19 protein-coding genes are annotated in these 19549 nt (G+C 72.4%); 11 read left to right on the top strand and 8 right to left on the bottom strand.

Translation table 11 applies throughout. From position 1 onward, the window contains the following. Positions 1 to 273: 273 nt before the first annotated feature. A complete protein-coding gene (locus tag QF034_RS32025; RefSeq protein WP_307178176.1) occupies positions 274 to 3132 on the top strand; it encodes an ABC transporter substrate-binding protein in 2859 nt (952 codons plus the stop codon). Between the two features lie 12 nt (positions 3133 to 3144). Here QF034_RS32025 and msrB read toward each other — a convergent pair whose 3' ends face one another. The 4 genes from msrB to QF034_RS32005 all read right to left on the bottom strand — a co-directional run bounded on the left by msrB (position 3145) and on the right by QF034_RS32005 (position 6574). Continuing rightward, positions 3145 to 3552 (bottom strand): peptide-methionine (R)-S-oxide reductase MsrB, encoded by a 408-nt coding sequence (gene msrB, locus QF034_RS32020; protein WP_086559161.1) that lies wholly within the window; start codon positions 3550 to 3552, stop codon positions 3145 to 3147. A gap of 14 nt (positions 3553 to 3566) precedes the next feature. Continuing rightward, complete coding sequence (murC, locus tag QF034_RS32015) at positions 3567 to 4958, bottom strand: UDP-N-acetylmuramate--L-alanine ligase (protein ID WP_307178175.1); 1392 nt, start codon at positions 4956 to 4958, stop codon at positions 3567 to 3569. Between the two features lie 75 nt (positions 4959 to 5033). Next, positions 5034 to 5507, bottom strand: coding sequence for an indole-3-glycerol phosphate synthase (locus tag QF034_RS32010; RefSeq protein WP_307178174.1), 474 nt, complete (start codon positions 5505 to 5507; stop codon positions 5034 to 5036). Positions 5508 to 5758: 251 nt separating this feature from the next. Beyond that, complete coding sequence (locus QF034_RS32005) at positions 5759 to 6574, bottom strand: pyrimidine reductase family protein (protein WP_307178173.1); 816 nt, start codon at positions 6572 to 6574, stop codon at positions 5759 to 5761. A 37-nt stretch (positions 6575 to 6611) separates the two neighbouring features. Between QF034_RS32005 and zapE the strand changes: the two genes are divergently transcribed. The 6 genes from zapE to QF034_RS31975 all read left to right on the top strand — a co-directional run bounded on the left by zapE (position 6612) and on the right by QF034_RS31975 (position 13970). Continuing rightward, positions 6612 to 7709 (top strand): cell division protein ZapE, encoded by a 1098-nt coding sequence (zapE, locus tag QF034_RS32000; RefSeq protein ID WP_307178172.1) that lies wholly within the window; start codon positions 6612 to 6614, stop codon positions 7707 to 7709. Positions 7710 to 8382: 673 nt separating this feature from the next. Continuing rightward, positions 8383 to 8964, top strand: coding sequence for a carbonic anhydrase (locus tag QF034_RS31995; RefSeq protein ID WP_307178171.1), 582 nt, complete (start codon positions 8383 to 8385; stop codon positions 8962 to 8964). 8 nt (positions 8965 to 8972) lie between these two features. Further along, complete coding sequence (locus QF034_RS31990; RefSeq protein ID WP_307178170.1) at positions 8973 to 10463, top strand: SulP family inorganic anion transporter; 1491 nt, start codon at positions 8973 to 8975, stop codon at positions 10461 to 10463. Between the two features lie 181 nt (positions 10464 to 10644). Beyond that, positions 10645 to 11523, top strand: coding sequence for a slipin family protein (locus tag QF034_RS31985; RefSeq protein WP_307178169.1), 879 nt, complete (start codon positions 10645 to 10647; stop codon positions 11521 to 11523). Between the two features lie 90 nt (positions 11524 to 11613). Continuing rightward, positions 11614 to 12999: a PhoX family protein gene (locus QF034_RS31980; protein ID WP_307178168.1), complete on the top strand. Its 1386-nt coding sequence runs from the start codon at positions 11614 to 11616 to the stop codon at positions 12997 to 12999. 86 nt (positions 13000 to 13085) lie between these two features. Beyond that, positions 13086 to 13970, top strand: coding sequence for a PPK2 family polyphosphate kinase (locus QF034_RS31975; RefSeq protein WP_307178167.1), 885 nt, complete (start codon positions 13086 to 13088; stop codon positions 13968 to 13970). A 28-nt stretch (positions 13971 to 13998) separates the two neighbouring features. On the opposite strand, the gene QF034_RS31970 is transcribed toward QF034_RS31975, so the two are convergent. Both QF034_RS31970 and QF034_RS31965 read right to left on the bottom strand, forming a co-directional pair. Further along, positions 13999 to 14484, bottom strand: coding sequence for an SRPBCC family protein (locus tag QF034_RS31970; protein ID WP_307178166.1), 486 nt, complete (start codon positions 14482 to 14484; stop codon positions 13999 to 14001). Then, on the bottom strand, positions 14481 to 14861 hold the full coding sequence (locus QF034_RS31965; RefSeq protein WP_307178165.1) for an ArsR/SmtB family transcription factor: 381 nt from the start codon (positions 14859 to 14861) through the stop codon (positions 14481 to 14483). Before QF034_RS31965 ends, QF034_RS31970 begins: the two co-directional genes overlap by 4 nt. Before the next feature lie 85 nt (positions 14862 to 14946). Here QF034_RS31965 and QF034_RS31960 point away from each other — a divergent pair, with 85 nt between their 5' ends. Both QF034_RS31960 and QF034_RS31955 read left to right on the top strand, forming a co-directional pair. After that, positions 14947 to 16467: an FAD-dependent oxidoreductase gene (locus tag QF034_RS31960; RefSeq protein WP_307178164.1), complete on the top strand. Its 1521-nt coding sequence runs from the start codon at positions 14947 to 14949 to the stop codon at positions 16465 to 16467. 33 nt (positions 16468 to 16500) lie between these two features. Next, positions 16501 to 16680 (top strand): hypothetical protein, encoded by a 180-nt coding sequence (locus QF034_RS31955; protein ID WP_086559173.1) that lies wholly within the window; start codon positions 16501 to 16503, stop codon positions 16678 to 16680. On the opposite strand, the gene QF034_RS31950 is transcribed toward QF034_RS31955, so the two are convergent. Together QF034_RS31950 and QF034_RS31945 are read right to left on the bottom strand one after the other, a co-directional pair. Further along, complete coding sequence (locus tag QF034_RS31950; RefSeq protein WP_307178163.1) at positions 16672 to 17349, bottom strand: ABC transporter; 678 nt, start codon at positions 17347 to 17349, stop codon at positions 16672 to 16674. The two genes, QF034_RS31955 and QF034_RS31950, sit on opposite strands and share 9 nt — an antisense overlap. Beyond that, positions 17346 to 18212, bottom strand: a complete 867-nt coding sequence (locus QF034_RS31945) for an ABC transporter ATP-binding protein (protein ID WP_307178162.1) — start codon at positions 18210 to 18212, stop codon at positions 17346 to 17348. Before QF034_RS31945 ends, QF034_RS31950 begins: the two co-directional genes overlap by 4 nt. A gap of 43 nt (positions 18213 to 18255) precedes the next feature. Here QF034_RS31945 and QF034_RS31940 point away from each other — a divergent pair, with 43 nt between their 5' ends. Next, positions 18256 to 19017 carry an aminoacyl-tRNA hydrolase gene (locus QF034_RS31940; RefSeq protein WP_307178161.1) on the top strand — a complete coding sequence of 254 codons (762 nt, stop codon included), beginning with the start codon at positions 18256 to 18258 and terminating at the stop codon, positions 19015 to 19017. A 68-nt stretch (positions 19018 to 19085) separates the two neighbouring features. Further along, positions 19086 to 19538 (top strand): DUF7144 family membrane protein, encoded by a 453-nt coding sequence (locus QF034_RS31935; RefSeq protein ID WP_307178160.1) that lies wholly within the window; start codon positions 19086 to 19088, stop codon positions 19536 to 19538. The last annotated feature ends 11 nt before the right edge of the window (positions 19539 to 19549 follow it).

Here is a 19549-nt window from a genome sequence, read left to right as displayed (position 1 = left end):
TGGGCGGCCTCGTCGAGGGCCGGGAGGCAGGGGCGCGGAGTGGGTCACCCCGGGAATCCTGTGGCTCACTCAGCCAAAAGTCAACCGATCGACGGCTCGTCCATTCAAGACCTTCTGTCGAGCGGTCCAGCCGAAACGTTCGTGAAGTTCGTTCGTCACCCACTCGCACCCCACCCGCAGCGGCTAGCCTCGTAAGTCACCGAAGGTGAACGGGGGTTGCCCATGGTGAACGCTGATCGCACGCCGCCGGACTGCCCTGGGGGACATGACGGCATGCCGGAGAGCGGCGCCGGGGTCCACCTCCAGGATCAGCTCGAAATCCTCATCCAGGACTTCCGCACGAGTGCCGAGCCACCGATGCCGGTGTTCGTCGTGCACCCGCAGGACAGCGCGGACGACGACGCCGTGGCCGGGCTGGTCCGGCAGCTGTACGCGGGCCAGGAGGCGCACGGCACGCGCTGCGCGGTGGCGCAGGACGTCTACGAGGGCCCCACGGAGGTGCGCCGAGCCGCGGCCATGGTGCGGGCGCTGAGCGACCCGAAGAAGTGGGGCGGCCCGAAGGCGGTCTACCGGCGCTACGCGTTCCCGCGGCTGCGGCTGGTGCACGCCATCGACGACGCGGTCGCGGCACTCGGCGACACCTGGCCGGCGCCCGCCCCGGGCAGCCCCGAGGCCGGGCAGGACCAGCGGCAGCGGCTGCTCGACCAGCTGGCCCGGCAGCGCTGGCGCCCGGAGGGCACCGCGCGCTGGCGCTCGGGCCTGCCGCTGTTCGACATGGCGCACATCCTGCCCGCGAGCCTCGTGACCGTGCTCGCCGCGCTCCTCGCCCGCAGCGACTGGTTCGTGGCGGTGGCGGCCGGTCTCGCCTTCCTCCTGCTGCTGACCGTCCTCAACTACGTCCTGCCGGGGCGGGCGCCGATCTTCCTGTGGCTGCGCCGGGAGAGCCGCTGGTTCATGACGACGACCTTCCTCAGGGCGGCGGACCAGGACGATCCCACCGAGGTGTCACTGCTCCGGCCGGTGCGCTCCTGGAAGGCGATCGCGGCCCGGGCGTACGACGTGGCCGAGGCCCTCGCGGCGGGCGGCGACTTCCACCTCCAGCTGTGCGTGCTGGCACTGCGGGAGGACCTGCGGGACAACCACCGCCGCTGGAGCTGGGACCTGCGCGGCTTCAAACGGCCGCGCCCGCCCATGCTGTTCCTGCCGCACGCGGACGACCGCAACGGCGGCCTCGAACTGATCCGGGCCATCAGCGACGTCCGCAGCCGGCGCAGCGAGCTCGATCCGCTGCTGGTGGTCGCCGCGATCCGCTCCCCCGACGTGCCGCGCCTGGAGCGCGGCGTGGTCCGGACGGCGCCCGACCCGGACACCGCACCGCCGCGGTTCGGCGAGCGGCTGCGCACCTGGTACCGGGAGTGGGCCCGCAACCTGCGCGCCGAGCAGTCGCCCAGCCGGGAGCGGTCCGTCCTGCCCTGGGTGATGAAGATTCCGCTGCCGCACGACCAGCTCGGTCCCGTCGAGGAACGCCGCCGCCATCTGCGGGCCGCCACCCGGCCGACGCTCGCCCGGCTGGTGTGGGCCCTGCACACCCTGCTCCTGGTGATCGCCCTGCTGGCCGCCGGCATCGTCATGCGGTCCGACTCCCTCCAGGACCGGTACTGCTCGGCATCCGTCCTGACCGCCAACCGGGACACCCTGCTGGAACGGGCACCCGGCGGCGGCACGGAGTGCATAGGCATAGCGACGGGCGGCGTCCGCTTCGCCGACTGGCTGCCCGCGCCCGAGCCCTCCGACGAGGTCAGGACACTGACGGCCGACGACGAAACGCCCTGGACGGTGGACGAGCTGGAGGACCGCATCGCCGGGCAGAACGCGGACGTCCTCGCACACCACTCCGGCAAGTACGTCACCATCGTCTACGCCGGGCCGCTGAGCGCCGACCCCGCGGCCGGCTCCTCGTTCGTGAAGGGCTCCGAGGAGCTGGCGGGTGTCTATCTGGCGCAGGCCGTCATCAACAAGAACTCCAGTGTGAAGCTGCGCGTCCTGGTCGCCAACGGCGGCGTGGACCTGGGCCACCAGGAGGAGATGGCCCGGGCCATCGCCGCGTACGCCGCCGACGACCCGACCGTGGTGGGGGTCGTCGGCACCGGCCGCGACCTGGAGTCGAGCAGGGCGACGACGCGCACACTCATGGAGGCCGGTCTGCCGATCGTCTCCGGCACCAACTCCGCCACGTATCTGCCCCGCGAGTTCGCCAACTGGTTCAGCCTGGCCGCCACCGACGAGTGGCAGAGCGAGCAACTCGGCCTGATCGCGGCCCAGTTGCGCACCCCGGGCAAACGGCAGTACGCCCTCGTCCTCGCCCGCGACACGGCGAGGACCGACGACCTGTACACCGACGAACAGGCCCGCTACGGCCAGCGGATGCTGCGCCGGCAGGGCTTCACGCTGCTCAAGCCGCGCCGCTACGTCCTCAGCGGCGGCAAGCCCGAACTCCGCTCGCACGCCCAGGAGATCTGCCGGGGCGGCCAGGTCCCGTCCGTGATCTACTTCGCGGGCCGGGTGGAGGACGTCGATCCCCTGATGACCCAACTGGGCACCGAGCCGGGCTGCGCCGGAAAGCCCCTGTCCATCTTCACGGGCGACGACCTGTCCAAGGCCGACTTCACCGCCGGCGGGCAGTCCGTCGCGCCGAAGGTCACGCTGTACCACGCGGCCCTGGCCGAGCTGAAGGCGGCCGCCACCAGGACGACCTTCTACCTCGCGGCCGCCGCGTACCTGCCCGGTCTGAACGACCGGCGCCTGCGCTACGACAGCCCCGCCCTGGCCAGCGGCCAGACCGCGCTGGCCCACGACGCGACCCGCGCCCTGTACTGGGCGGCCACCCGCGACGACCGGCCGCAGAGCCGCGCCTCGACCTGGGTGAACCTGCGCAACGTCAAGATCGAGGGCATGGCCACCGGCACCATCGACTTCACCCGGGCCCCGATGTACGGCGACCGCACCGGCCACAGCATCGTCCTCAAACGGGTCCGCCGGGCCGGCGACGGCACCGCCGAGTCCCGGGTTCTGTGCAGCCGCACCGCGGGGGACACGAAGCCCCTCACGGAGAAGGAGTGCCGGATCCGGTGACCGCGGCCCGCCTCAGCCCTCGCCCGGCGCCAGCCGCAGCGCGATGCTGTTGATGCAGTACCGCTGGTCGGTGGGGGTCGGATACCCCTCGCCCTCGAACACGTGCCCGAGGTGGGAGCCGCAGCGGGCGCAGCGCACCTCGGTGCGGACCATGCCGTGGGAACGGTCCTCGATCAGCTCCACCGCGTCGGTGTCCTTCGGGTCGAAGAAGGACGGCCAGCCGCAGTGGGACTCGAACTTCGTGTCCGAGGTGAACAGCTCCGCCCCGCAGGCGCGGCAGGAGTAGACGCCCCGGGTCTTGGTGTCGGTGTACTCACCGGTGAAGGCGGGCTCCGTGGCCGCCTGGCGCAGCACCGCGTACTCGCCCGGGGTCAGCTCCGCGCGCCACTGCTCGTCCGGCTTCTCGACGTCGTACGGCATGAGCCTCCAGCCCCTCAGTTCGACAGACGGTCCAGGATGCGCGGGCCGAGGTCGGTGACGTCGCCCGCTCCCATGGTGAGAACGAGATCCCCGGCCTTCGCCATTCCCGCGACCACAGCGGGCACGTCCGCCTTGTCGTGCACCGGCGTCACGTCCGCGCCCGCCGCCCGGGCCGCCTCGATGATCAGCTCGCTGGTCACGCCGGGGATCGGGTCCTCGCGGGCCGGGTAGATGTCCAGCACGACCGAGGCGTCCGCCAGGGCCAGGGACTGGCCCATCTCCTTGCCCAGCTCCTGGGTCCGCGAGAACAGGTGCGGCTGGAAGACGACCAGGATCCGGGCGTCGCCCGCCGCCCCGCGCATGGCTTCCAGGTCGGCGGTCATCTCGGTGGGGTGGTGCGCGTAGGAGTCGATGACCTGCACTCCCGCGGCCTCGCCCTTGAGCTGGAGCCGCCGCTTCACGCCCGTGTACGCCGCCAGCGCCGGGGCCAGCTCCTCGGCGGGGACGCCGAGCGCCACGCCCGCCGCGAGCGCGGCCACCGCGTTGTGCGCGTAGTGGCGGCCGGGCACGGAGACCGTGAAGGTCAGCTCCTTGCCCTCCAGCACCACGGTGACCTCGCTCTTCAGGCCCTGCGGCACGACCGACAGGATGCGCACGCCGGCGTCCTGCGACTCGCCGTACGTCACCACCCGCACGCCGCGTCCCGCGACCCGGCGCGTCAGCTCGCGGGCGCCCTCGTGATCGGCCGCGATCACCAGCGTGCCGCCCTCGGTGACGCGGTCCACGAACGTCTCGAACGACTGGTAGATCTCGTCCATCGACGCGTAGTTGGCGTGGTGGTCGAGCTCGACGTTGAGGACGATCGCGACCTCGGGCGCGTACTTGTGGAAGCTGCGATCGGACTCGTCCGCCTCGGCGACGAAGATCTCGCCCTCGCCGTGCAGCGCGTTGGAGCCGGGCGCGTCCAGGTCCCCGCCGATCGCGTACGACGGCTTCAGGCCCAGCGCGCTCAGCGACACCGCCAGCATCGAGGTCGTGGTCGTCTTGCCGTGCGTACCGGCGACCGCGATCGGGCGCAGGCCCTCCATCAGGGCGGCGAGCGCGTCGGAGCGGTGCACGACGGGGATGCCGAGCTCGGCCGCCCGGGCCAGCTCGGGGTTGTCCCGCCGGATCGCCGACGACACGACCACACAGCTGGCGTCGTCGGCCAGGTGCTCGGCGGCGTGCCCGATGCGCACCGTCACGCCCAGCGCCCGCAGCGCCTCGGCCGTCGCGGACTCCCTGGCGTCACTGCCCGCGACGACGGCCCCGCGCTGCGCGAGGATCTTCGCGATCCCCGACATCCCGGCCCCGCCGATGCCGATGAAGTGCGGTCGGTCCATGGCGGTGGGAAGGCCGGGTGCCATGCGGATCTCCAAGAGCGTTCAAGGACGGTTAGCGCCCACAGCCTATTTCAGGAGCGCGCGGCACTGTGCCAGGCACTACGCCTTGCTGTGCGAGAACAGCTTCAGCACCGGCACCCCCACCTTGTGCCGCGCCCGGGAAGCCCAGTCCCGGTGGAAGAACTCCTCCACGTAATGGGGGTCGGTCAGCACGATGACCTCATCCGCGCCGACCTCCTCCACCAGAGACTTCAGCGCGTCCAGCGGATGGTCCTCGATCAGCCGCCCCTCGGCCCCGCTCCCGGACACCCGCAACGCCGCGAGCGAGACCTCCAGCGCCCGCTGCCCGACGCTCAGCGCGTCCTCGCCCTCCGGCGTCTCCCCCTCGCGTACGGCCTCGTCGAGCTCGCCGAGCGCGACGTCGTCGATGGCCCGCAGCAGCCGGTCCGCCTGCTCGCCGCGCGGCTGGAGCAGCACCTGGAAGGAGACCGGCTCCTCCCCGTGCAAGGTCGTGACGAACTCCACGTCGGCGGACGTCAGGGCCTTCTCGATCATCAATACGCTTGTGAACACCAGGCGCCCCTTCTGCTCCCGGGGGCCCGCGGCCCCACTCCTCCGTGGGCCGCCCCGGGCCCTGCGGAAACCATCCTGCCCCGTGGTCGCACGGGCACTGCCGGATCCAGTGTGCCCTCCGGAAACCAAACGGAACGGCATATTCCGCCGATTACCGGACCAGCGACGACCATCGCACCGATACCGGACCTACCGACCGGTCCGGTTTCCGGCCGCCGACACCTGTACCCCGTGCCGGGCGGTTCAGTACCTCAGGACCGCCCGTACCGCGTGTACAGGAAGCCGTCCTCCTCCAGCATCGACACCAGCCTGAAGCGCTGCGGCACCGTGACGGCGGGCCCTCCGGCGATGCGCTGCGCATCGCCCGCGGTGAGCATCGGGGAGACGGTCAGGCACAGCTCGTCGAGCACGCCGGCCGACACCAGCTGTCCGAGCAGCCGCGGGCCGCCCTCGGTCAGCAGCCGGGTGTGGCCGAGGCCGGCGAGGGCCTGGACGGCACGGGCCGGGTCCACGCCGATGCCGTCCCCGGCGGTGACCACCCGGGCGCCCGCCTTCTCGGCGGCGGCGACCCGGTCCGGGGCGGCCGAGGCTCCCGTGAGGATCAGGGTGGGCACCAGGGGCGAGGTGAACAGCGGCAGCGAGAAGTCCAGGTCCAGGCTGGCGGAGACCACCGCGATCGCGGGCGCGGGGCCCTGCCCGGCCGCCTCCCTCTGCTCCGCGAACTCGGCACGCGCGCGTGCCGGCCGGTAGCCCTCCTGGCGCACCGTCTGCGCGCCGACGACCACGACGTCCGCCAGCGCCCGCAGCGTGCCGAAGATCCGCATGTCGGTCGCGCTGGAGATGGGCTGCGAACGGCCGTCGTGCTGGGCGGCCCCGTCCAGCGTGGACACCATGTTGGCGCGCAGCCACGGCAGCGGCCCGCCGGGCCCCGCCGCGGGATAGGCGTACGCGGCGGCCAGCTCGGCCAGACTCCACTCCCGCCCGGCCCCGCCGCGCTCCTCTTCCCCGGGCCTCCCGCCCGAGTCCGGAACTGCTGTTTCATCGGTCACAGGGAACAGACGTCGCATGCCGTGCAGTGTTCCACGCGCCGTAGCATGGTGAACCGTGTCTCCTTCTCCCGCCCCTTCCGGAACCGGCCCGATAACCGACGCGGCCCCGCTCTCCCTGTGCGCCCGTGAGCCGCACGTGCCCGCGGATCGGCTGGTGGCCGAGATGGTGCCGCCGCCGCGGTTCGACTCCGTGCGGTTCAGCACGTACATCCCGGACCCGAACCAGCCCAGCCAGACGGAGGCCGTCCGGGTCCTGGAGGGCTTCGCGGCGGGTCTGGGCGGGACGGCCGACTCGGGCAGGCGGCGGCTGTTCGGATTCGGCAGGGCGCCGAAGAAGGCCCCGGCCGGCCCGCGCGGTGTCTACCTCGACGGCGGGTACGGCGTCGGCAAGACCCATCTGCTGGCGTCCCTGTGGCACGCCACCCCGGCCGAGCCCGCGCTCAAGGCGTTCGGCACCTTCGTGGAGCTGACCAACCTGGTCGGCGCCCTCGGGTTCCAGCAGACCGTCCAGACCCTGTCCGGCCACCGCCTGCTGTGCATCGACGAGTTCGAGCTCGACGACCCCGGCGACACCGTCCTGGTCTCCACCCTGCTCGGCAAGCTCGTCGACGCGGGCGTCGCGCTCGCCGCCACCTCCAACACGCTGCCCGGCAAGCTCGGTGAGGGCCGGTTCGCCGCGGCCGACTTCCTGCGCGAGATCCAGGGCCTGTCGGCCCACTTCCGCGCCCTGCGCATCGACGGCGAGGACTACCGCCACCGCGGCCTGCCCGAGGCACCGCCGCCGTACTCCGACGAACAGGTGACCAAGGCGGCGCACGCCACCGAGGGCGCGTCCCTCGACGCGTTCCCGCCCCTCCTGGAACACCTGGCCAGGGTCCACCCCAGCCGGTACGGCGCCCTGACCGACGGGATCAAGGCCGTCTGCCTCACCGGCGTGCGGCCGGTGCCCGACCAGTCGACGGCCCTGCGGCTCGTCGTCCTCGCGGACCGGCTCTACGACCGTGAAGTGCCCGTGCTGGCCTCCGGCGTGCCCTTCGACCAGCTCTTCAGCGAGGAGATGCTGAACGGCGGCTACCGCAAGAAGTACTTCCGGGCCATCTCCCGGCTCACCGCCCTGGCCCGCGACGCGGCCAAGCTGACAAACCCTCGGTAATCAGGCTTGGTTCAAGCCAGCCCACCTACGGTTTTCAGGCTCTCTTCAGCTTGAAACGTTAAGTTAACCCTGCAAACGGCTTTGCAGGGTTAACGTGTTTCTTGACTAGTCATTGACCAAGTGTTGGTCAACGCTAGATGTGCGGATCACTTGAAGGGGGGCGCATGTACCGAGGTACGACGGTACGGACCGTGGTTTCGATCCTCGCCGCCGTCCTGCTCGCCCTCCAGTTCTTCGCACCCACTGCGTCCTTCGCATCCGCGCACACGCCCAGTGAAGTCGAGGCCAAGGCTCAGCCCGGAACTGAACCTTCCGGCATGTCTACCCGCCCCGGAACCAAGTTCTCCGGGAAGGCTCTGCGCGACGAGATCGCGACCTGCCGCGCCGGACACCATGGGGGCCCGACCGGCCCCCTGCGGACCCGCGACCGGTTCCACGGCACCGACTCGGCGCCCTCGGCGCCCGATCGGCACCTGCTGAGGCACATCCCGCCGACAGCAGCGGACCGGGTCACACCCGGCGTCGCACACGAACGCACGTCGAGATCCTCGGCGTCACACACACCGGCAGCGCTTCAGGTCTTCCGCTGCTGAGGAACAGAGCAGTTCCATCCCCCACCTCTGTCCTGCCCGTCCGACGCGCCCCCACTGCGCGCCAGGAGGAGTCACCACTTATGCAACCCCTCATCGACAACGCCCGCACGTTCGGACAGCGCCCTGAGGAGTTCGCCCGCCTCGCCGAGGGCCAGTCCCCCGACGTCCTGTTCATCACCTGCTCCGACTCCAGGGTCGTACCGGCCCTGATCACAGGCGCCCGGCCCGGCGAGCTCTTCGAGCTGCGCACCGCGGGCAACATCGTCCCCCCGTACGCCTTGGAGCACCCCACGTCCGAGGCGGCCACCATCGAGTACGCCGTGGAAGTGCTCGGCGTCAAGGACATCGTGGTCTGCGGCCACTCGCACTGCGGTGCCGTGGGCGCGGTGGTCCGGGGCGACGACCTCGCCGCCGTACCGGCGGTGCGCGACTGGCTCGCGCACGCCGCCGAAGAGCCCAAGTGCGACGACCCGGCCGACCCGACGGTCGCCGAAGCCGTGCAGAACCACGTCCTCACCCAGGTGCTGCGCCTGCGGTCGTACCCGTGCGTCGAGCGCCGGCTGGCGGAGGGCCGCATCGGCCTGCACGCCTGGTTCTACGAAGTGCACACCGGAACCGTGCGGCAGCACCACGCGGAGACCGACACCTTCGAGACCCTGTGAGGGACACCATGACCAAGTTCCCTTACCTGAGGCAGGACTTCCTCGCCTCCATCGTCGTCTTCCTCGTCGCCGTGCCGCTCTGCATCGGCGTGGCCGTCGCCTCCGGAGTCCCGGCCGAACTCGGCCTGATCACCGGCATCGTGGGCGGCCTCGTCACCGGCCTCATGCCCGGCAGCAGCCTCCAGGTGTCCGGGCCCGCCGCGGGCATGACCGTGCTGGTCTTCGAGGCCGTCAGCGAGTTCGGCGTGGCCGCGCTCGGTGTGATCGTGCTGATGGCCGGTCTGCTCCAGCTCGCCATGGGCTTCCTGGGGATAGGCCGCTGGTTCAGGGCGATATCCGTCTCCGTCGTCGAGGGCATGCTCTGCGGCATCGGCCTGGTGATCATCGCCGGGCAGATCTACGCGGCGGCGGGCCTGAAGGCGCCGGAGTCCGGCATCGGCAAGATCGCGGGGCTGCCGGGGGCGTTCACCGACGCCCTGGGCAGCACCGAGGCCATGACGTCGCTCGCGATCGGCGCGGGCGCCATCGCCGTCATCGTGCTGTGGAAGAAGCTGCCGAAGGCCGTGCAGTCCGTGCCGGGCGCCCTCGCGGCGGTGGTCCTGGCCACGCTCGCCACGCTCGCCTTCGGCCTGCCGGTCGCCACGGTCGAGGTGGAGGGCCTCCTCGGCGTCATCCAGCCGCCCGGGACCGGAGCCCTCGGTGAGCTGGCCGGCCCGGCCATCTGGGGCACGATCATCGCGTTCGCGCTGATCGCCTCCGCGGAGAGCCTGTTCAGCGCGGCGGCCGTGGACCGGCTGCACGACGGTCCGCGTACCCAGTACAACAAGGAGATGATCGCCCAGGGCGCGGGCAACACCGTGTGCGGTCTGCTCGGCGCGCTGCCCATGACCGCGGTGATCGTCCGCAGCTCGGCGAATGTCAACGCGGGTGCGAAGACCAAGGCGTCCCGGGTGCTGCACGGCGTGTGGCTGCTGCTGTTCGCCGCCGCGATGCCGTGGGCCCTGGCCCTGATCCCGCTGCCCGCCCTCGCCGGCATCCTGGTGCACGCGGGCTGGAAGCTGATCCCGTTCCGCCAGGTCGTGGCGCTGTGGCGGGCTCACAAGGGCGAGGCGCTGATCCTCGTCGTCACCGCCGTGGCGATCGTCGCGGTGAACATGTTCGAGGGCGTCCTGATCGGTCTGGCCCTGTCGGTCGTCAAGACCGCCTGGGAGGCCTCGCACGTCAAGCTGGAGGTCATCGACAAGGGCGCCGGTCCGATCCAGGCGTACCTGTCGGGCAACGCGACGTTCCTGCGGCTGCCGAAGATCCTCGACAGCCTGGAGAGCCTGCCCCAGGACCGCCCGGTCGAGCTGGACCTCTCGGGTCTGCACCACGTCGACCACGCCTGCCGCACGGCCCTGGAGAGCTGGGCCGAACGCCACAGCGCGACCGGTACGGAGCCGGTGAAGGTCACGGAGCCGGAGCCGGCCCGGGAGACCGAGAAGGTCACGGCCGCGTAGTGACGTAGCCGGGTGACGCAGCCGGAACCAACTCCGCCACCCCCTGGTCCGGGGCGCGCCTCAGCGGCGCGCCCCGGACCTTCGCGTGTCCGGCCCGGCTCCCCGGACATGGCCCCGACCCCGATTGAAGGCATATCGTTACATCAGTAGATGAATCGGACCTCTGGACGGGGAGGTCGGCATGGTCGAAGAGCTGATCGGGGCGGTGGCGGCGGCAGCAGCCGGGGGGCTGGTGTATCTGGCCTCGGCGGCGCGGGTCGTCAAGCAGTACGAGCGCGGGGTCGTGTTCCGGCTCGGACGGCTGCACGGGGAGGTGCGGCGGCCCGGGTTCAACCTCATCGTCCCCGCGGTGGACCGGATGCGTAAGGTCAACCTGCAGATCGTGACCATGCCGGTGCCCGCCCAGGAGGGCATCACCCGCGACAACGTGACCGTGCGGGTCGACGCGGTCGTGTACTTCAAGGTCGTGGACCCGGCGGCCGCGGTCGTCAACGTCGAGGACTACCGTTTCGCGGTCTCCCAGATGGCACAGACCTCCCTGCGCTCGATCATCGGCAAGAGCGAGCTGGACGACCTCCTGTCCAACCGGGAGAAGCTCAACCAGGGCCTGGAACTGATGATCGACAGCCCGGCCGTGGAGTGGGGCGTGACCATCGACCGCGTGGAGATCAAGGACGTCTCCCTGCCGGACACGATGAAGCGCTCCATGGCCCGCCAGGCCGAGGCCGACCGCGAGCGGCGGGCCCGGGTGATCAACGCCGACGCCGAGTACCAGGCCTCGAAGAAGCTGTCCCAGGCCGCCCAGCAGATGGCCGACACGCCCTCGGCGCTCCAGCTCCGCCTGCTCCAGACGGTCATGGCCGTGGCGGCGGAGAAGAACTCCACGCTGGTGCTGCCCATCCCGGTGGAGCTCCTGCGGTTCCTGGAGAGGGGTCACCAAGAGGGGGCCGAAGGGGCTCACCCGGAGGAGGGGGACCGGCCGGCACCGGCACCGGCGGACCACCCCGTCGACACGGCCGAACAGGCCATCGACGAGCTGCGGCGCGCGGTCGAGCAGTGAGCCACGCTACGCGTGTGGTTCCCGCGACCCGCACCAGGTGATAGACACAGCGGGATCACAGTTCCTGTCCGCCAGCAGGAAGGTTTCCCCATGTCCACATCCGGTCGTATCGCCACACGACGTCAGATGCTCGCCGGGACGGGCGCCCTGGGCGCCGGGATCGCGTTCTCCGGTGCCCTGTCCGAACTCTTCGCCGGTACCGCCGCCGCCCAGGACCTCGGCCACGGCGGCGGCTACGGCCCGCTCGTCCCCGACCCGAAGGGCCTGCTCGACCTGCCGGAGGGCTTCCGCTACCGGGTCCTGTCCCGCGAGGGAGACCCGCTGCGCTCCGGCGAGGGCAAGGTCCCCTCGAACCACGACGGCATGTCGGCCTTCGCGGGCAGAGGCGGCCGGGTCCATCTGGTCCGCAACCACGAGAACCGCGCCGACGGCAGGATCCCGGTCCCGACGGTCGAGGGCCTCACCTACGACCCGGCGGGCAAGGGCGGCTGCACGGCCCTGACGCTGGACTCCCGCAACCACGTCCTGTCGGAACGCGTCGCGATCGCCGGCACGGCCGTGAACTGCGCGGGCGGCCCCACCCCCTGGGGCACCTGGCTGACCTGCGAGGAGACCGAGGACAGGGCGGGCACCAACGGCTACACCAAGGACCACGGCTTCATCTTCGAGGTCGACCCGGTCGACCCGCACCGCACGGGAGCCGTACCGCTGACCGCGATGGGCCGCTTCCAGCACGAGGCGATCGCCGTCGACCCCCGGCGGGGCGTGGTGTACGAGACGGAGGACGCCTTCCAGAAGCCCTTCGGCCTGTTCTACCGCTTCCTGCCGAACCGGCCGCTCGGCGGGCGGGGTTCGCTGCGCGCGGGCGGCCGGCTCCAGGCCATGCGCGTGCCCGGCGTGCCGGACCTGTCCTCGATCCAGGACATCGGCGCGGAGTTCGACGGCATCGAGTGGGTGGACGTACCGGACCCGCAGGCGGCGCAGACTCCGATCCGGTTCCAGGACTTCGGCCGCGGGGGCATCACGCACGCGCAGAAGCTGGAGGGCTGCTACTGGGGCGGCCGGTCGGTGTACTTCGTGTCGTCGTTCGCCCGCAGCGCGGAGGGGTCGGCGGCCGACCACTTCGGGCAGATCTGGCGCTACGACCCGGACCGGCGACGGCTGACGCTGGTGATCGTCTTCGGTCCGGACACCGACGTCCAGATGCCGGGAGAGTCGCCGGACAACATCTGCCTCGCGCCCAGCGGCGGCCTCATGGTCTGCGAGGACGGCAACGGCGCCCAGCACGTCTTCGGCGTGACCCGGCGCGGCGAGGTGTACGCGATGGCCCGCGGCAGGCAGAACATCGGCTCCCCGGAGGAGCCCGAGTGGGGCGAGTTCGCCGGGGTGACCTTCTCGCCCGACGGCGACACGATGTACGTCAACTGCTACACCCCCGGCACCACGTTCGCGGTGACGGGCCCCTGGCGCCGGTAGGCACGGCTCCGCTCCCGTCCGGGGCGCCGGATGCGGACCCCGGCGCCCCGGCAGACGATCGAGGCACAGGACCGGAAGGGGGCCCGGTGACGGAGAAGGACAGGAAGAAGCAGGACGGGGACGAGCGCGGGGCCTCGCTGCGGGAGCGGCTGCGCCTCCCCGGCGGCGAGCCGGTCGACCTGGCCCGGCACGACGCCGCCGCCACCCCCGGCGGTCCGGGCGGCAAGGCCGCGGGCAAGGCCGCCACGGCCCGGATCGGTGAGCGGCTCGCCGGACTTCAGGAACGGCTGTGGGCGGCGAGCACCGCGGGTGACCGGCGCCGCGTCCTGCTGGTCCTGCAGGGCATGGACACCAGCGGCAAGGGCGGCACGGTCAAGCACGTCATCGGGCTGCTCAATCCGGCCGGCTGCCGGATCACGGCGTTCGGGGCACCGACCGCCGAGGAGCGCGCGCACTCCTTCTTGTGGCGTGTGGAGAAGGCGCTCCCGCTCCCCGGCGAACTGGGCATCTTCGACCGCTCGCACTACGAGGACGTCCTGGTCGCCCGCGTCCGGGACCTCGCGCCGCGCGCCGTGATCGAAAGCCGCTACGAGCGGATCAACCGTTTCGAGCGGTCCCTCGCCGACGACGGCGTGACCCTGGTCAAGTGCTTCCTGCACCTCTCCTACGACGAGCAGCGCCGCCGCCTGCTCAGGCGCCTCGACAAGCCGGAGAAGCGCTGGAAGTTCGCCCCGTCCGACATCGACGACCGCGCCCTGTGGCCCGCGTACCAGGACGCCTACGAGAGGGCCCTGGAGCGCTGCGGCACCTCGTACGCGCCCTGGTACCTGGTCCCGGCCGACCACAAGTGGTACCGCAACTGGGCGGTCAGCACGCTGCTCCTGGAGCATCTGCGGGAGCTGGATCCGCGGTATCCGGAGCCGGACTTCGATGTGGCGGAGTGCCGCAAGCGGCTGCTGCGGCGGTCGTGATCGGGGCGGTCGGCCCTGATCCGGGCGGTCAGGCGGCCAGCAGGGCGTCGATCTGGCCGACGGCCTCCTTCAGGCCCTCCTCCATGCCCATGGACACCATCTGCTCCATCTGCTCACGGGAGTCGAAGAGGGAGCGCATCTCCATCCGGGTCCCGCCGCCGTGCTCGGTGAGCCGCACCGTCACGGACATGGTCGGCATGTCGTCCTTGGGCTTTCCGTCGTCGTCGGCGAAGCCGTCGGTGAACTCCAGGGCCGTCGGCTCGGTGACCGAGGAGACACGCCACCAGCCGCGGTGCCGGTCGCCCTCCGGGCCGGTCATGAAGTACGTGACCTCTCCGCCGGGGGTCAGGTCGTGCTCCTCCACGGTCGCCGGGTAGGACGGCGGGCCCCACCAGCGCTCCAGCTGCCGGGGGTCGGCCCACAGCCGCCACACCCGCTCCACCGGGGCGGCGAAGTCGGCGATCAGCGTGAGGGTGAGGTGGTCGAGGTCCTTGTCGACACTGGTGACGCTCATCTCTCGGTTCCTTCCGGAGTGTCGTTCTCTTCGCTACCGGGGTCCTCCGCGAGCAGCCGGGCCATCCGTTCCACGCGCCCGCGCCATGCCGACTCGAGCTCGTCGAGGGCCTGGCGGGCGCGGCCCACCGCGTCGGGGTCGGTGCGCACGAGCTGCTCCCGTCCGCTGCGCTGCTTGGCTACGAGGCCGGCCCGTTCCAGCACCGCGACGTGCTTCTGCACCGCCGCGAAGCTCATCGGATAGGCCTCGGCCAGCCGGGAGACCGACAGCTCCCCGCGCACGCAGCGGCGCAGTATGTCCCGGCGGGTGGTGTCGGCCAGGGCGTGGAACAGCCGGTCCACCGTCTCGTCGTTCAGCCCACTCACTTCTACAACCATTTGGTTGTACGTTAGTCCTGCCGGGCCCTTCTGTAAAGCGACACGCCGGACACTGAAGCGGGCTGTCGGGGGTACTCGGTGGCGCATGAGCGAGAAGCAGCAGGTCAGCAGCTCGTACTGGATGGAGACGGCACCCGACGGCCGCCATCCGGCCCTGACGGAGGACCTGGACGTCGACGTGGCGGTGATCGGCGCCGGGATCGCCGGACTGAGCACGGCGTGGGAGCTGACGCGGGCCGGTCGGAGCGTGGCCGTACTGGAGGCCGGGCGGGTCGCGGCCGGGGTCACCGGGCACACCACCGCCAAGGTCACCGCCCTGCACACGCTCGTCTACGACAAGCTGCGCCGCACCCGCGGCCCCGAGGGCGCGCGGCTGTACGCCCGTTCGCAGTCCGCGGCGATCGAGCGCGCGGCCGGGATCGCCGGGGAACTGGGCATCGACTGCGACTGGGAGACCCGGAGCGCCTACACGTACGCCTGCGACGCGGGCCGGGTGGAGGAGCTGCGCGCCGAGGCCCGGGCGGCCGCCAAGGCCGGGCTGCCCGCCTCGTTCGTGACGGAGACCGGGCTGCCCTTCCCGGTGGCGGGCGCGGTCCGGGTCACCGGCCAGGCCCAGTTCCACCCCCGCAAGTACCTGCTGGCCCTCGCCGCCGACCTGGTCGAGCGCGGCGGGCGGATCTTCGAGGACACCACGGTCCTCGGTCTGGACGAGGGCGAGCCATGCCGGCTGTCGACCACGACCGGGGCGACGGTGCGGGCCCGGGACGTCGTCGTCGCGACGCACTACCCGATCTTCGACCGGGCCCTGCTGTTCGCCCGGCTGACGCCGAAGCGCGAACTGGTCGTGGCCGGGACGATCCCCGCGGACCAGGATCCGGACGGCATGTTCATCACGCCGGACGAGAACACCCGCTCGGTGCGCACGGCACCATACGAAGGGGACCGGCGTCTGCTCATCGTCACCGGTGAGCACTTCACGCCGGGCACGGGCGACCCGAGGGCCGCTTTCCAACGCCTCACGGCCTGGGCCGTCGAGCACTTCCCGGACCTGGACGTCACCAACCGGTGGGCCACGCAGGACAACACCCCGACCGACACGGTGCCGATGGTCGGCCCCCTGCATCCGGGCGCCCGGCACGCCTATGTGGCCACCGGCTTCGGCGGCTGGGGCATGACCGGCGGCATCATGGCGGGCAGCCTCCTCGCCGCGCAGATCACCGGCGAGGAGCGCGAGTGGAGCGGGCTGTACGACCCGCGCCGGCTGAAGCCAGCCGTGCGAGAGGCGCCGGCGTTCCTCAAGACCCAGGCCAAGGTCGCCGGCCACTTCGTCGGGGACCGGCTGCGGCCCTCGCCGCCGGTGGAGTCCCTGCCGCCCGGCGAGGGTGCCGTGGTCCGCGCCGACGGGCACCACCGCCTCGCCGTCTACCGGGACGACGACGGGAACCTGCACTCCGTCTCCGCCCGCTGCACCCACCTGGGCTGCCTGGTCGCCTTCAACTCGGCCGAACGCGCCTGGGAGTGCCCCTGCCACGGCTCCCGCTTCGACACGGACGGCAAGGTGATCCAGGGCCCGGCGACCAAGCCGCTGGAGCAGCGGGACCTCTGACGGCCGGGTGACGCCCAGGCCTACGCTGGACTTATGAGCGAGGACGACTACTGCCTGATCGACGCGACCAGGCCGCCCCGGGCCGAAGGGCCGCCGTACGCGGAGTGTGTGCTGTGCCGGGAGCCGACGGAGTACCCGGAGTCGTACAAGGGCATCACCCTCTGCCCGGTCTGCGAGTGGCAGGAGGCGCAGCGCACCGCCTGCTCAGGGTGACCTGCGAGACGCGAGCGCACCGGCCAGGGCCAGCGCGACGGCCGTGACCAGGGCTGCCCCGGCCAGGGGCAGCAGCGGCAGCGGCAGCGGGACGGTGCCCGACCGCGAGCCGGTCACGAGGCCCTGCACCGCCGCCTGGGCCGGGGAACCGGTCGCCACGAGGGACAGCAGCGCCGCGAGCAGCAGAGCCAGGACGGCACGGCCCCGCGACCGCAGCAGCGGCCGGCTGGTGAGCGCGCCGACGGCCGTGCCGAGCAGGGCGCAGGCCAGGGCGGCGAGCAGCCCGGCCCCGCAGGCGGGGGCGAGCGGCACCGGGGTGCGGTGGTCCGAGGCGACCGGAGCGCTCAGCAGGGTCACGCCGAGGGTCGCGACCGTGCCGAGCGCCGCCGCCCCGGACAACGCCACCAGCAGGCAGGCCACATGGGCGCGCGCGGGCCCGGCGGCCGCCGCCACACAGCCCCGCGCGGCCTGCGGCTCGGCCGTGACGCAGATCCGCGCCAGCCAGGCGGCGACGGGCAGCAGCGCGGCGGCCGTGTAGCCGAGCGAGTCGAGGACCGGCTGCCCGGCCTGGACGCTGATCGCGAGGAAGGCGGCGTACAGCAGGAACGGCGGCAGCCAGCGCTGGGAGCGCAGCAGCAGGGCGGCGTGGTAGCGCAGGAGGGCGGTCATCGGCGGCTCCCGGGGGTGTCCGCCTGCCGCTCCACACGCACCACGTGCCAGGGCGGGCGGGCCGTGAGCAGGGCGCGGAGCAGGACGTCGGAGTGCGGGGCGGGGACGGTGAGGCGGTGGCTGCCCGGCGCGGTCTCCTCGGCGGAGGTGACGGTCCGCCGCACGTCGTCGGGAAGCCGTCCGTCCGGCGGGCCCTGGACCTCGACGACGACCTGTGGTCCGGATGGCGACGGTCCCGGCACGGCCCGCTCGAGAAGGCTCCCGTCGCGCACGGTGTACGTCGCGTCGGGCAGGCCGGCGAGGCGGCGCGGGTCGTGGTCGACGAACACCACGGATCCGCCGGCCGCCGTGCGCTCGGCGACCGCCCGCTCCAACTCGGCCCGGGCGTCGGTGTCCAGGCCCGTCCACGCCTCGTCCAGCACCAGCAGCTCGGGCTCCCCCAGCAGGGCCTGGGCGACCGCGACCTTCTGGCTGCTGCCCTTCGACAGCCGGGCCATCGGCGTATCGGCGTACGCGGCGGCCCCGAGGCGCTCCAGCCACTCGGCGGCGGCGCGGGCGGCCGCCGTGCGGGTCAGGCCGTGCACGGCGCCGAGGTGGGTGAGGTAGCCGGCGGCGGTGAACGGCAGGGCCGGCGGGAACCGCTCGGGGACGTACGCGGTGCGCGGGCGGCCGGTGATCCGGCCCTCGCTGGGGGCGTCGATGCCGGCCAGCAGCCGCAACAGGGTCGACTTGCCGCAGCCGTTGGCGCCCTCGACGCGGACGAGCCGGCCCGGGGCCACCGTCAGGTCGACGCCGCGCAGCACCCAGGGGCCGCGCAGGCCGTAGCGGCGGCCCGCGTTCTCCAGGCACAGGTCGGAGCGCATGGGCCCCATCCTCCACGATCTTCCGGCTGGCACACTGGGATTCGTGAGCGAAGACCCGACGCCCGTGAGTGACAGCCCCTTCCGTTCCGAGCCCTCGGACCGCGACACGGCACCGCAGTTCGTGCTGCCGCTGGTCGTGCGGATCGAGCGGGCGGACCCGCCGGCGCGTACGGACGCGCTGGAGACGGCGGCGCGGGCCGTGCTGACGATCCTCAGCGACGAGCGGTCGGCCGGCGACGGCCCGTGGGCACAGGCGGTGCGGGACTGGCAGGACGCCCGGATCCGCAAGGTGGTGCGGCGGGCGCGCGGCGCCGAGTGGCGGCGGGCCGAGGCCCTGCCCGGCATCACGGTCACGGGCAAGGCGGCCGAGGTACGCGTCTTCCCGCCGGTCCCGCTGGACGGCTGGCCCAAGGACCTGGCCCGCCTCCAGGTCTCCGGCACCGACCTGGACGACCCGGAACCGCCGGGGGCGGCGGACCCGGCCGCTCCCGTGCTGTGGCTCAACCCCGACCTCGGCATGTCGGCGGGCAAGGCGATGGCCCAGGCCGGACACGCCGCGCAACTGGCCTGGTGGGAGCTGCCCGACGAGGAGCGGGCCGCCTGGCACGACGCGGGCTTCCCGCTCGCCGTACGCTCGGCCGACCCGGCCCGCTGGCCCGGACTGACGGGCAGCGGGCTGCCGTTGGTCCGCGACGCGGGGTTCACGGAGATCGCGCCCGGCTCGTGCACGGTGGTCGCGGACCACCCGGCGCTGCGCCGGGAGCCGTACGCGGCGGACGGCCCGGCGGCCACCCGTTCGGAGTAGCCGCAGGCGCGCCGGTCGCGGCCGGGTGCTCCAGTGGGGTTACCAGGCAACCCGACCAGGAGGCAGCCATGACCAGCGCCGCGCCCCCTCCCCCCGCTCCGCCCGCCCCCGACCGGACGCCAGGCGGGTCCGGCGGCACCGGCGATCCCTGGGCGACGGGGGGTCTCACCCTCGGCGGCACCCTGATGGTCGTCTACGGCCTGTTCGCGGTGCTCCAGGGCATCACGGCGATCGCCGACGACGAGGTGTACACGAGCTTCGGCGACTACGTCTTCGAGTTCGACCTGACCGCATGGGGCTGGATCCACCTGATCGTCGGTGTGCTCGTGGTGGCGGCCGGGCTGGGCCTGTTCACCGGGGCCGCCTGGGCCCGGATCGTGGGCGCGGTCGTGGTCGGACTGGCGCTGATCGCGAACTTCATGTGGCTGCCGTACCAGCCGTTCTGGTCGATCATCATGATCGTGACCGGTCTGTTCGTGCTGTGGTCGGTGTTCAACTACCGCTCCACCCGCGCGGCGTGACACGCCCTCCG

The sequence above is a fragment of the Streptomyces africanus genome, from assembly GCF_030816955.1.
Lineage (GTDB): Bacteria > Actinomycetota > Actinomycetes > Streptomycetales > Streptomycetaceae > Streptomyces > Streptomyces africanus.
This window is presented reverse-complemented; position numbering and strand designations above follow the sequence as displayed.